A 12,693-nucleotide genomic window follows, 5' to 3' on the forward strand; every position below is an offset into this window, starting at 1 on the left:
GGGGTAATGCAGTGCCGAATGTTCGACCCAACCGTGCCAAGAAGCGAACTCTCACTTTCGCAGCTCTGGGGCTTGCGCCCGCGCTGCTGGCAGGCGGTCTGGTCGTCGGAGGCACCGAGGTGTTCTCGTCCGACGGCGTCACGCTGGCGGCGAGCACGCCCATCACCCTGGCGGGCCACGGCCATGGACACGGTCGCGGCATGGGCCAGTGGGGTGCGTACGGCTACGCGAAGAAGGGCTGGTCGGCAGACCGGATCCTGAAGCACTTCTACGGCAACACCACCGCGGGGAAGGTGGGCACTCCCGACATCACGGTCTCGCTCAGCGAGAAGTCGTCGGTCAGTGTTCATGCGGGTGCCGGAATGCGCGTAGGCACGGTGAAGGTCGATCCCGGGCAGGCAGTCCGTCTGTCCGGGACCACCGCCACCATCACCGCGGGTTGCGGCGGCGCCGTGGTGAAGACTGTTCCCGCCACCCAGGTGGATCCGATCGCGGCGGGCCCCAACCGTCCGGCGAACGAACTCCTGACCTTCTGCAACGGCGGCGACCAGTACCGCGGGTCTCTCGCGCTCGGTGCCGGCGGTGTCGTCAACAAGCTGCACGTCGACGACTACGTCAAGGGCGTCATCCCCAAGGAGTCCATGCCGTCGTGGGCCGATTCCGGCGGCTTCGAGGCGCTGAAGGCGCAGGCCGTCGCGGCGCGCTCGTACGTCCTGGCCGGTCTGGCGCAGGGTCGCAAGATCGACAACACCCAGCAGTCGCAGATGTACCACGGCGCCTCTGGTGAGGATCCGCGCACCAGCCGTGCCGCCGATGCGACCGCAGGCCAGATCCGCCTCCTGAACGGCAAGCCCGCACTCACCGAGTTCTCGGCGTCGACCGGCGGTTACACCGCGGGCGGGCTGTTCCCCGCCGTCCGCGACGACGGCGACTCCATCTCGCCGACCCACAACTGGACGGCGACCGTCAGCGCGTCGAGCATCGGCTCGGCCTTCGGCGTCGGCGCGCTCAAGAGCTTCGAGGTCATCGAGGCAAACGGTCTCGGTGAGGGCAGCGGTCGCGTCATCAAGGTTCGCGTGGTCGGCAGCGGCGGCACCGTCGAAGCCACCGGCGACGAGGCGCGCACCAAGCTGCAGCTGAAGTCCGATTGGTTCGCCGTTCAGGGCCAGAAGTCCATGCCGAAGATCGTGCGGCCGCAGGTCGGCCCCGAGGCGCCGGGCGGCGGCTTCCTGGACCTGAGCCCGATCAATGCGCTCCTGAATCAGATCCTGCCGGGCTTCTCGGCCGTCGGCCTGCCCGACATCGCCGGACTCACCGAGCAGATCCGCCCCATGGTGGAGAAGCTGCTGACCGAGGGCGTCAAGTCGCTCGACGCCAAGCGGGTCGCGCTCGAGAAGAGCGACAACTCGCAGGGCTCCACCGGTACCGTCGCCAAGCCCGAGCTGCTGACCGACGGCAAGGGGATGCCCGGTCTGGTCCAGGTCCTCGAGAACGGCGTCCTGTACTTCAGTCCGGCCACCGGCGCGCACGCCCTCATGGGGCAGGCGCTCACCGACTTCCTGGCGGCAGGCGGCCTGCAGAAGCTCGGCTTCCCGAACGTCGACGGACTGGTCTGACCCCCAGCTGACGCTTACTCCGTACTTCTGGACCACATAGCGGTCCAGAAGTACGGAGTAAGTCGTTTTCGGGAACGGCGGCGCCGAGAAGGGATCCGTAGGCTCGGGTCATGACTGATCTAGCGTTTCGACTCACGGACACTGGTCAAGCATGGCTGGTGGACAAGCCCGTCCAGATCGCGATCTACATCGCGCTGGGAATCGTCGTTCGGTACGTCCTGCATCGGGCGATCGACGGTGCCACCAAGCCTCCCTCGGGGGAGGGATCGCCGTCCCGGAAGGTGCGACGGGCACAGAAGCGTGCCGAGAAGCGTCAGCGCGCCGCCGAGGCGTTGGACGCCGCCGACGAGACCGCGTCCTCGAGGGTGAGCGCCGATGCGGGCAAGGGGCTGACCGCGGCTCTCGTCAGAAAACACGGCCGCAGACGTAACGCGTCGGACGTCCGCGCGGATCGGCAGCGTGACGAGCGTCGCGCCCAGCGGCTCGCCACCATCGGCTCGGTACTGAAGTCGCTGGTGTCGTTCCTCGTCCTGCTGTGGATCCTGTTGCAGAGCCTCGGCATCCTCGGCGTCAACGTGGCGCCGCTGATCGCGTCGGCCGGAATCGTCGGTGTCGCCATCGGTTTCGGTGCTCAAGCGCTCGTCCGCGACTTCCTCTCGGGACTGTTCATGCTCTTCGAGGACCAGTACGGCGTCGGAGACTGGGTGGACCTCGGAGAGGCCTCCGGCACGGTCGAGAGTGTCGGCCTGCGCGTCACCGCGGTCCGTGACCTGCACGGAACCCTCTGGTACTGCAGGAACGGAGAGATCATGCGCGTCGGCAACTACAGCCAGGACTTCGGTGTCGCCTTCCTCGAGTTCCCGGTCTCGTATCGCTCGGACGTCGACCGCGCGTGTGCCGTCGCTCTGGAGACGGCGACCGCGGCGTCGGCGGAGGAACCGATGAAGTCCAACCTCCTGTCCGCACCGGAACTGCAGGGCGTCAACCAGCTCTCGGCCGACTCGTGGACCCTGCGGATGTCAGTGGTGACTCGCGCCAACCACCAGTGGGCGGTGGAACGGGAGCTTCGTCGACGCATCCGGCTCGCGTTCGACGACGCGGGCATCGAAGCGCCGTATCCGGGCGGGCTGCCGGTGCTCGCGCGATCGGGGTCCGAGGGCACATAGCGGCGCGCTCCCGGCGTCGGTCGGCGAGCTGTGATGTGGGTGACGGCCGACCGAGGAATCTCACAGCGACCGACGCGCGTGCTGCGGAAATACTCAGGAACGGTCCGATAGGCTGAACAGCCGTGACGAAGAACAGCACATACGACCTCATCGTGGTCGGCTCCGGCTTCTACGGCCTGACCGTCGCTGAGCGGGCCGCGACCCAGCTCGGCAAGCGAGTGCTCGTCGTCGAACGGCGTGACCACATCGGTGGCAACGCGTACTCGGAGGCCGAGCCGGAGACCGGCATCGAGGTCCACAAGTACGGCGCCCACCTGTTCCACACCTCCAACGAGCGCGTGTGGGAGTACGTCAACCAGTTCACCTCGTTCACCGGGTACCAGCACCGCGTCTTCGCGATGCACGACGGCCAGGCCTACCAGTTCCCGATGGGGCTCGGCCTGGTGTCGCAGTTCTTCGGCAGGTACTTCACGCCCGACGAGGCGCGCGCACTGATCGCCGAGCAGGCCGCCGAGGTGGAGACCAGCGAGGCCGCCAACTTCGAGGAGAAGGCGATCAGCCTGGTCGGACGCCCGCTCTACGAGGCGTTCATCAAGCACTACACCGCCAAGCAGTGGGAGACCGATCCCAAGAATCTGCCCGCGGGCAACATCACCCGGCTGCCGGTCCGCTACAACTTCGACAACCGCTACTTCAACGACACCCACGAGGGCCTCCCGACGGAGGGCTACACCGCGTGGCTGGAGAACATGGCTGCGGACGATCGGATCGAGGTCCGTCTGTCGACGGACTGGTTCGACGTGCGCGACGAGATCCGCGCCGCCAGCCCGGACGCTCCGGTGGTCTACACCGGACCGCTGGACCGCTACTTCGATTACTCGGCAGGCCGCCTGGGCTGGCGCACGCTCGACTTCGAGCTCGAGGTGCTGCCGACCGGCGACTTCCAGGGCACCCCGGTGATGAACTACAACGACGCCGACGTGCCGTTCACCCGCATCCACGAGTTCCGGCACTTCCACCCGGAACGGAAGAGCTACCCGTCCGACAAGACGGTGATCATGCGCGAGTTCGGGCGCTTCGCCAAGGACGACGACGAGCCCTACTACCCGATCAACACCCCCGACGACCGCGAGATGCTCGCCGCCTACCGCGACCTGGCGAAGGCCGAGGCGGCGTCGTCGAAGGTGCTGTTCGGCGGACGCCTGGGCACCTATCAGTACCTGGACATGCACATGGCGATCGCGAGTGCGCTCACCATGTTCGACAACACGCTGGCCCCGCACCTGCGCGACGGTGCACCGCTGGCCGAGGGAGTCAATTGATGACCGACACACCACAGAGCAAGGCCGTCAGCCTGCTGCAGCGGGTCATCTTCCCGCGACCGGGCGAGCCGCTCGACGTGCGCTCGCTGTACCTGGTGGAGTCCGAGAGCAACTCCTCGCGCGCGCACGCCTCCGATGACCGCACCAGCGTCACGCTGAGCGGTGAGTCCGAGGTCAGCTTCGCCACCTACTTCAACGCCTTCGCGGCGTCGTACTGGCGCCGCTGGAGCGTCCTGGAGTCCGTGGTCCTGCGCGTCGAGGTCCGGGGCACCGCCCGCGTGGACCTGTACCGCTCCAAGATCGACGGTTCGCGCATCGCGATCGGCGGCGATCTGGTTCAGCTGGGATCCGATGGAACCGGCGTGTTCGAGTTCGAGACCGACCTGGGCCCGTTCGAGGACGGCGGCTGGATCTGGTTCGACGTCACCACCGACACGGACTCCGAGATCATCTCGGCCGGCTGGTACGCGCCGATCGAGCCGAGCGCGGGCTCCCCGAATGTCACCGTGGGAATCCCCACGTTCAACCGCCCGGCCGACGCCGTCGCCGCACTCGCCGCGCTGACGTCGGACCCGCGGGTCGACGCCGTCGTGGACGCGGTCCTGATGCCCGACCAGGGCACCAAGAAGGTCGTCGACCAGGCCGGCTACACCGAGGCCGCCGAGCGGCTCGGCGACCGCCTCCACATCTTCGACCAGGGCAACCTCGGCGGATCGGGCGGCTACTCGCGCATCATGTACGAGGCGTTGCGCCTGACCGACAGCCCGTACATCCTGTACATGGACGACGACATCATGATCGAGCCCGACTCGATCCTGCGTGCGCTGGCGCTGTCGCGGTTCGCGAAGTCGCCGATGCTGGTCGGCGGTCAGATGCTGAACCTGCAGGACCGCAGCCACCTGCACTGCATGGGCGAGGTCATCGACCGGCACAAGTTCATGTGGACCGCTGCGCCGTTCGTCGAGTACGACCACGACTTCTCCAAGTACCCGCTGAGCGATCGCGACAACTCCAAGAACCTGCATCGACGCATCGACGTCGAGGGCAACGGCTGGTGGATGTGCATGATCCCGCGCGAGGTCGCCGAGACCATCGGCCTGCCGATGCCGCTGTTCATCAAGTGGGACGACTGGGAGTTCGCGCTCCGCGCCGAGCGTGCGGGCTATCCGACGGCGACCGTCCCGGGAATCGCGATCTGGCACATGGCCTGGAGCGACAAGGACGACGCCATCGACTGGCAGGCCTACTTCCACCTGCGGAACCGCCTGGTGGTGGCATCGATCTACACCGACGGCTCGATCGACGGCATCCTGACTTCGATGGCGAAGGCCACCGCCAAGCACCTGCTGTGCCTGGAGTACTCGACGGTCGCCATCCAGAACGAGGCGATCCGCGACTTCCTCGCCGGTCCCGACCACATCCGGTCCATCCTGCCGACCGCCCTCGGGAAGGTCGCCGGGATCCGCAAGGGCTATCCGGACGCCGTGGTGCTGCCGTCGGCCACCGACCTGCCGCCCACCACCGGTGAGGCGACGGCGCTGGGCGTCAACGAGCCGAAGGGACCGGTCGCCAAGATCAAGGCCCTGGCAGCGGCGGTCGTGAACAACGCGCGCCCCGCCGACCCGCGCCACCACAGCGTTCCGCAGGCCAACTACCCGCCGATCGAGGCGCGCTGGTTCTCGCTGGGCCGCGTCGACGGCGTCACCGTCACCACCGCGGACGGTCGGGGAGTGGTGTACCGCCAGCGCGATCGCGACACGATGATCGCCCTCGGCCGCGAGTCGGCGGCGCTCGTGAAGCAGCTGCGCGACGAGTTCGACGCCAAGCGCAGCGAGTACCGTGCCGCGCACGACGATCTGGTGAGCAAGGAGAGCTGGGCCCGTGTCTTCGGAATCGATTGATCAGACCGCTGCGGATACGGCGGGTGCGGTGGCACCGGCGACCGGTGAGGCCGGTGCGCTCGTCGCCATCCAGGGCGCCCTGGCCGACCGTCCGGGCGTGCTGCCCGCGGCCCGCGGCCTCTCGCACTTCGGCGAGCACTCGCTCGGCTGGCTGGCGCTCGCCGGTGCGGGTGCCTATGCGGCGCACCGCCGCGGCGACGTCGACGCACGACGCCGCTACGTCGAGGCCGGTGCGGGAGCGTTCGTCGCCCACGCGGCGTCCGTCGTCATCAAGCGCGTGGTCCGGCGCAAGCGCCCGAACCACCCCGACATCCGAATCGGCGTCGGAACGCCCAGCAAGCTGAGCTTCCCGTCGAGCCACGCGACGTCGACCACCGCCGCGGCGATCCTGCTGGGGCGGGCCTCCGGCGTGCCCGGCGGCGCGATCCTGGCGCCCGCCGCGATCGTCCCGCCGATGCTCGCCTCGCGTCTGGTTCTGGGCGTCCATTACCCTTCCGATGTGGCCGCGGGAGCGCTCGTCGGCGCATTGACCGCGGCGGCGGTGATCGTCGCAGACTCTCGAGTCGCCGCAGCAGACCGTTCTACCGTGAGCAAGTGAGGAACCACCCATGAGCGAGGAGCCGATCGAGAACGGCACCGCAGGGCCGCCGAAGAATCTGGCCACCGGCCTGATCAAGGCGCTCCGCCCGCGGCAGTGGGTCAAGAACGTCCTCGTTCTCGCCGCGCCGATGGCGGCGGGCACCGACACCCTGACCGACCCGGCCCGGATGGGCAATGTCGGCATCGCCTTCGTCGCGTTCTGCCTGGTCGCGTCGTCGATCTACCTGATCAACGACGCACTCGACGTGGAGGCCGACCGCCAGCACCCGACCAAGCGCTTCCGCCCCATCGCAGCGGGCGTGGTCCCGCGGAACTTCGCATTCGTCCTGGCCGTGGTGCTCGCGGCCGCGTCGATCGGGATCGCGTTCCTCGCCAACTGGCAGACCGCGGTCACCATCGCGGTGTACCTGGTGATCCAACTGGGCTACTGCTTCGGACTCAAGCACCAGGCCGTCGTCGACATCTGCATCGTCTCGTCGGGCTTCCTGCTCCGCGCGATCGCCGGTGGCGTGGCCGCCGAGCTGCCCGAGGGCCTGTCGAAGTGGTTCCTGCTGGTGATGGCCTTCGGTTCGCTGTTCATGGCGGCGGGCAAGCGCTACGCCGAACTGCAGCTGGCCGAGCGGACCGGTGCCAAGATCCGCAAGTCGCTGCAGTACTACACCACCACATACCTGCGTTTCGTGTGGACGCTCGCGGCCACCGCCGTCGTCCTCTGCTACGGACTGTGGGCCTTCGACGAGGACCGCGGCGACAACGTCTTCTACGCCATCTCCATGGTTCCGTTCACTATCGCGATCCTGCGCTACGCGGTCGACGTCGACGGCGGCGAGGCCGGGGAACCGGAAGAGGTCGCTCTGGGCGACCGCGTGCTGCAATTCCTGGCGTTGGCGTGGGTCGTCCTCGTGGGAGTCGCGGTCTATGCCCCGTTCTGACGACGATTCTCGGGCGCCGCATCCCGACGATGTGACGGCCCTGATCCCGATCGCCACGGACACCGATCCCGACGACACGTCCGACGGCGGCTCCGAGACCGCCGCGGAGCGCACCCCGGAGACGGCCGTCGACGGCCCGAGCCGTCGCCGACTGATCGTCCCGGCGACCAGTTTCGCCATCGGTGCCGTCGTCGTCACCGTCTTCTTCGCGATCGGCGCGTGGCAGCGCCGCTGGATCGCCGACGACGGTCTGATCGTGCTGCGTACCGTCCGCAACCTCCTCGCGGGCAACGGACCGGTGTTCAACGCCGGCGAGCGGGTGGAGGCCAACACCTCCACCGTCTGGACCTACCTCAACTGGTTCTGGGCGTGGGTCACCGGTGCCGAGCACACCGAGTACGTGGCGCTGTGGCTGGCACTGATCCTGTCGGTCTCGGCGGTGCCGCTGGCCATGTACGGGACCGCCCGCCTGTACGGGCGTCGCGCGTTGGGCCCGGGCATCACCCTGCTGGCCCCGCTGGGCGCCGTCGTCTACATCGTCATCCCGCCCGCCCGCGACTTCGCGACGTCGGGCCTGGAGAACGGTCTGACCCTCTTCTGGATCGCGATCCTCTGGTGCCAGTTCCTGGCCTGGGGGCGACGCGACCCGGCCGACCGCTCCGTCCGGTCGCGCGCCGCCTTCCTGATCCTCGCGTTCACGGCCGGTCTGGCACCGTTGATCCGCCCCGAGATGGCGGTCTTCGGCGGTCTGGTGCTGCTGGCGATGTTCGTCACCCGGATCGGCTGGCGCATGCGCCTCGCGATGGTCGTCGTCGCCGGCGCCCTGCCGGTCGGCTACCAGATCTTCCGCATGGGCTACTACGCCGTGCTGGTCCCGAACCCGGCCATCGCCAAGGATGCGAGCGGAGCCAAGTGGGATCAGGGCTTCGCGTACCTCACCAACCTCTTCACCCCGTACACCCTGCTGCTCCCGGTGATCGTCGCGATCGTCGCCGGCCTCCTGCTGGCGATCCTGTCGCTGACGAACCGGCCCGCAGCGTCGACCGCAGAAACGGCGGATGGCTACGGTGGCGTCCTGGAGCGCGAGAAGCCCTCACCCGCACGCCGCGTCACCGGTGCGTGGGGATGGATCGTCGATCGCCTGCAGAGCCAGGGCGGCGTGGTCACGGTGGTCGTGGTGTCGGGTCTGATCCTGGGGCTCTACTGGCTGCGCCAGGGCGGCGACTTCATGCACGGTCGCGTCCTGCTCTCGCCGATCTTCGTGCTGCTCCTGCCGGTCATGGTGATCCCGGTCGGCATCCCGACGACGCTCGCCACCAAGAGTTCCCGCTACCGCCTCGGCGCCGGCCTCCTGCTGCTCGGCGGCGTCATCACCACCGTCTGGTGGGGTGCAGCCGTCAACCAGACCGTGCTGCCGAACGCGGGCATGGACATCGGCCGCGACGGCATCGTCGACGAACGCCGCTTCTACGTCACCAACATGGGCAACGAGAACCCCATCACGGCGGAGGACTACCTCGACTACCCGCGCATGCGGGCCATGGTCGAGACCATCAAGGAGACCGAGGCCGAGGGCGGCGGAGTCATCCTGCCGTCGGCCAACTACGACGAGTGGTACGTGTCGCCGCTGCCGAAGAAGATGCCGCCCGGCATCCCCCGACAGACGACGGTGTTCTTCCTCAACCTCGGCATGACGAGCATGAACGCCCCGCTGGACGTTCGCGTGATCGATCAGATGGGCCTGGCCTATCCGCTGGCCGCACATACGCCGCGGCTCACGGACGGCCGTATCGGGCACGACAAGCATCTGCCGAGCGAATGGGTGGTCGCCGAGAGCGGTGGGATCTCGGGCTTCCCCGGCTTCATCGACAAGGATGAAGTGAAGATGGCCCGCGCAGCCCTCACCTGTCCGATGACGCAGGCGCGGTTCGCGTCGTACAAGGACACCTGGTCGTTCGCGCGCTTCCGGCACAATCTCCGCCAGGCCGAGGAGTTCAACAAGTACCGGATCGCCCGCGAACCGAAGTACGAACTGCTGCGCTGCGGCATCCCCATGCCCGCAGGCGTCACCGTCCGCTGACGGCGAACCTCGGGAGATCCTGAGGGCTGCCGCAGGCGAGCCTGAGAGGGATCTGTGTCGGCTTCCGCTCCTCCGCTTGCCGCGGGTGATCTCGAAACGGTAACGTCCTTAGTCGATCAGGCGATAGACACGGCATGGTCGGAAACACAGGTGGATCCTGTACTTCGACCGGACGAGTTATGCCGATATCTCGCGGTGTGATGCCGATCACGAGGTTTGGTGAGGTGGGGTGAGTCGAATAGGCTCGCTCTATCCGGTTGCAGTTGTGACGCGTGTTGCGTTGCGACCGCGACCGCGTAGACGCAGAACGTCTTACGGGAGCCTGAGGTTCACGTGAGAGTGAAAGCAGATTTTAGGAGAAAGCGGTCAATGCGCGTAGTTGAGAGCAAGCCGAAGACCGGTTCGCGCCGGCTCACGGCGGTCCTGGTCGCAGTGCTCACTGCGATGGGCCTGATGGGAACCGCCATCGGTGCGGGCCAGTCGAGCGCGGCCTCGTACGCCGGCTTCTGGATCGACGCCTGCGGGATGCCGACCAACGGCGCCTTCGGCGGCGGGTCGATGAAGCCCGGTCAGGTCAAGGTTCAGGCGTGGCGGAAGGCTGGCAACAAGCGCACCGTCATCCTGCTCGACGGCATGCGCGCGGGCTACAACCGCAGCGGCTGGGACATCGAGACCAACGCGCGAGCGCTCGCCGACCACGGCGTCAACGTCGTCATGCCCGTCGGCGGCCCGGCCAGCTTCTACACCAACTGGGATGCGCCGTCGAACTTCAACGGCCAGCGCAAGGCCTACAAGTGGGGCTGTGTCATCGACAACCGCCTCGTCCCGGCTCTCCGCAGCAAGGGCTTCGCCAGCAAGGGCGGCAAGTACGCGATCATGGGTCTGTCGATGGGTGGCGGCGCCGCTCTGACGCACGCCGCACAGCGTCGCGACCTCTACTACGCCGCGGGCTCGCTGTCCGGTTACCTGACCCTGTCGGCTCCGGGCATGCGCACCGCGCTCCGCCTGGCGATGCTCGACGTGGCCCCGGCCCCGTGGAACGTCGACGCGATGTGGGGTCCGCCGTGGAGTCCCCGCTGGACGGCCAATGATCCGTTCATGCTCATCAACCGCATGCATGGTCTGAAGGTCTTCGTCGGTTCGGGCAACGGCTTCTTCGGTCGCTACAACTACCCGGGCAACACCTTCGACGACCTGTTCAAGGGCACCCCGCTGGAACTGCTCGCCTTCGCGCAGGCCAAGGCGTTCGAGGCGGCGGCGTTCGTCCAGGGCGTCCCGGTGATGTCGTACTCCGCCAACGGCACCCACGCCTGGGGTTACTGGCAGGACATGCTGTGGAACGCGAAGGCCCGCGGGTTCTTCAACTGACACAAACTCCGCGCTGAACAGAGCCGCGACATCCGAAAGGGTGTCGCGGCTCTGTCTGTGTGTGCGGTCTTTGTTGCCGTCTGTCGTCGGCCGACGGGACGGCCCGCTCGTGCAGGCGACGATTCTGAGTCACACACGCAACAAAATTCACACGAGTCACAGCGTGGCGCGCACACTTCTCTTCGATTCCCGTGTACAAAACACGAGAGGCGCTCTGCGGTATCGCAGGTTGCGCAAACAGAACTCGGTCGGTGACTTATGAGGAGCACGCAGTGAAGATCTGGACCAAGACGGCGGCGGCGCGGCGCGGCGCGGCGAGCGTCGCCGTGGCCTTCTCGCTGGTCGCGACCGGTGCGGCGCCCGCACTGGCCGAGCCCGCACCGAAGCCGCCGCAGAACGAGCCCGCCAAGCCCGCACCCAAGCCGAAGGCCGACAACAACAAGCCGGCACCGGCCAAGCCGTCGACCAAGCCCGCGCCCGCGAAGCCCGCGCCGCCTGCCACGGTCACCAAGACCTTCTGGTACTCGGCGCACCGCGTCGCCGTCTGGGTGCACTCGCCCGCCATGAACACCGACATCCAGGTGCAGATCCTGCTGGCGCGCGACTGGTTCTCGAACCCGTCCGCCAAGTTCCCGCAGCTGACCATGCTCGACGGCCTGCGCGCGCAGGACGATCAGAGCGGCTGGATCCTCAACACCAACATCGAGCAGTTCTACGCGGACAAGAACGTCAACGTGATCCTGCCGATCGGCGGCGAGTCGAGCTTCTACACCGACTGGAAGGAGCCCGACCGCGGTAAGAACTACAAGTGGGAGACCTTCCTGATCCACGAGCTCCCCTCGATCCTCGAGAAGGATTGGCGCTCCACCGACGTGCGCGGTGTGGAAGGCCTGTCGATGGGAGGCTCCGCCGCGATGATGCTGGCCGCCCGCAACCCCGGCTTCTACAAGTTCGCCGCGTCGTTCTCCGGCATCCTGCAGCTCTCCTCGTACGGCATGCCGCAGGCCATCCAGTTCGCGCTGCGCGACGGTGGCGGCTACGACTCCATGAAGATGTTCGGCCCGCCGACCGATCCGGCCTGGAAGGAGCACGACCCGTACGTGCTCGCCAAGGCGCTGCGCGGCACCAGCCTCTACATCTCGTCGGGCAACGGCGTCGTCGGACCGCACGACAAGCCGTCCGACATCCCGATGCTCGCCACCAACTACTCCGGTGTCGGTCTGGAGGTGCTGTCGCGAGTCACCAGCCAGCAGTTCGCCGCGCGACTGAACAAGCTCGGCATCCCGGGACAGGCCGTGTACCGCCCGTCCGGCACGCACACCTGGCCCTACTGGGAGTTCGAGATGGCGCAGGCGTGGCCGCAGGCCGCCGGTGCGCTGGGACTCGGGAGCGACAAGGTCGCCTGCACGGTCGGGGACGCGTTCAAGAAGGCGCCCCAGGTCAAGGGCCTCGGCGGCTGCCTCACCCCCGAGTACGCGGTTCCCGGCGGTCGTGCGCAGGACTTCCGCAACGGCCGGATCTTCACCGGCCCCAAGGGCCCGAAGGTGGTCGGCGGTGCGATCGGCGGCGCTTACGTGCCTGCGTTCGACCGTCTGGGGCTGCCGACGAGCGACGAGCAGACCGGTCGCGACGGGGTCAAGTTCAACACCTTCGAACGCGGCAAGATCACCTGGACTCCGCAGGGCGGCGCCAAGGTCGAGTGACCTGC

9 protein-coding genes are annotated in these 12,693 nt (G+C 67.7%); all 9 read left to right on the plus strand.

All coding sequences use genetic code 11. The features are described from left to right. Window positions 1-11 precede the first annotated feature (11 nt). The 9 genes from ACH46_RS01125 (at window position 12) to ACH46_RS01165 (ending at window position 12,688) form a co-directional block, all read left to right on the plus strand. The gene (locus ACH46_RS01125; RefSeq protein ID WP_062391318.1) at window positions 12-1,616 is read left to right on the plus strand and encodes a SpoIID/LytB domain-containing protein; all 1,605 of its coding nucleotides are present in this window, start codon (window positions 12-14) and stop codon (window positions 1,614-1,616) included. A gap of 110 nt (window positions 1,617-1,726) precedes the next feature. Continuing rightward, a complete protein-coding gene (locus ACH46_RS01130) occupies window positions 1,727-2,782 on the plus strand; it encodes a mechanosensitive ion channel family protein (RefSeq protein WP_062391319.1) in 1,056 nt (351 codons plus the stop codon). A gap of 122 nt (window positions 2,783-2,904) precedes the next feature. Further along, entirely contained in the window at window positions 2,905-4,104 is a 1,200-nt protein-coding gene (gene glf / locus ACH46_RS01135; RefSeq protein ID WP_062391320.1) for a UDP-galactopyranose mutase, read from the plus strand. After that, window positions 4,104-6,005, plus strand: a complete 1,902-nt coding sequence (locus ACH46_RS01140; RefSeq protein WP_062391321.1) for a glycosyltransferase — start codon at window positions 4,104-4,106, stop codon at window positions 6,003-6,005. The genes glf and ACH46_RS01140 overlap by 1 nt, the downstream gene beginning before the upstream one ends. Then, on the plus strand, window positions 5,986-6,603 hold the full coding sequence (locus ACH46_RS01145) for a phosphatase PAP2 family protein (RefSeq protein ID WP_062391322.1): 618 nt from the start codon (window positions 5,986-5,988) through the stop codon (window positions 6,601-6,603). The genes ACH46_RS01140 and ACH46_RS01145 overlap by 20 nt, the downstream gene beginning before the upstream one ends. A 10-nt stretch (window positions 6,604-6,613) precedes the next feature. Then, entirely contained in the window at window positions 6,614-7,537 is a 924-nt protein-coding gene (locus ACH46_RS01150) for a decaprenyl-phosphate phosphoribosyltransferase (protein ID WP_062391323.1), read from the plus strand. Further along, on the plus strand, window positions 7,524-9,617 hold the full coding sequence (locus tag ACH46_RS01155) for an arabinofuranosyltransferase AftB family protein (RefSeq protein WP_226995719.1): 2,094 nt from the start codon (window positions 7,524-7,526) through the stop codon (window positions 9,615-9,617). The genes ACH46_RS01150 and ACH46_RS01155 overlap by 14 nt, the downstream gene beginning before the upstream one ends. Window positions 9,618-9,986: 369 nt before the next feature. Then, on the plus strand, window positions 9,987-10,985 hold the full coding sequence (locus tag ACH46_RS01160) for an alpha/beta hydrolase (RefSeq protein WP_062391324.1): 999 nt from the start codon (window positions 9,987-9,989) through the stop codon (window positions 10,983-10,985). 272 nt (window positions 10,986-11,257) lie between these two features. Next, window positions 11,258-12,688, plus strand: a complete 1,431-nt coding sequence (locus ACH46_RS01165) for an alpha/beta hydrolase-fold protein (RefSeq protein ID WP_193392931.1) — start codon at window positions 11,258-11,260, stop codon at window positions 12,686-12,688. Window positions 12,689-12,693: the final 5 nt, after the last annotated feature.

The sequence above is a fragment of the Gordonia phthalatica genome (assembly GCF_001305675.1).
Classification (GTDB): domain Bacteria; phylum Actinomycetota; class Actinomycetes; order Mycobacteriales; family Mycobacteriaceae; genus Gordonia; species Gordonia phthalatica.

Excerpts from the sequence above, each read along its gene's own strand:
- ACH46_RS01140 (WP_062391321.1), top strand. The coding sequence starts at position 4,104 with ATGACCGACACACCACAGAGCAAGGCCGTCAGCCTGCTGCAGCGGGTC.
- ACH46_RS01130 (WP_062391319.1), top strand. The coding sequence starts at position 1,727 with ATGACTGATCTAGCGTTTCGACTCACGGACACTGGTCAAGCATGGCTG.
- ACH46_RS01155 (WP_226995719.1), top strand. The coding sequence starts at position 7,524 with ATGCCCCGTTCTGACGACGATTCTCGGGCGCCGCATCCCGACGATGTG.
- ACH46_RS01160 (WP_062391324.1), top strand. The coding sequence starts at position 9,987 with ATGCGCGTAGTTGAGAGCAAGCCGAAGACCGGTTCGCGCCGGCTCACG.
- ACH46_RS01150 (WP_062391323.1), top strand. The coding sequence starts at position 6,614 with ATGAGCGAGGAGCCGATCGAGAACGGCACCGCAGGGCCGCCGAAGAAT.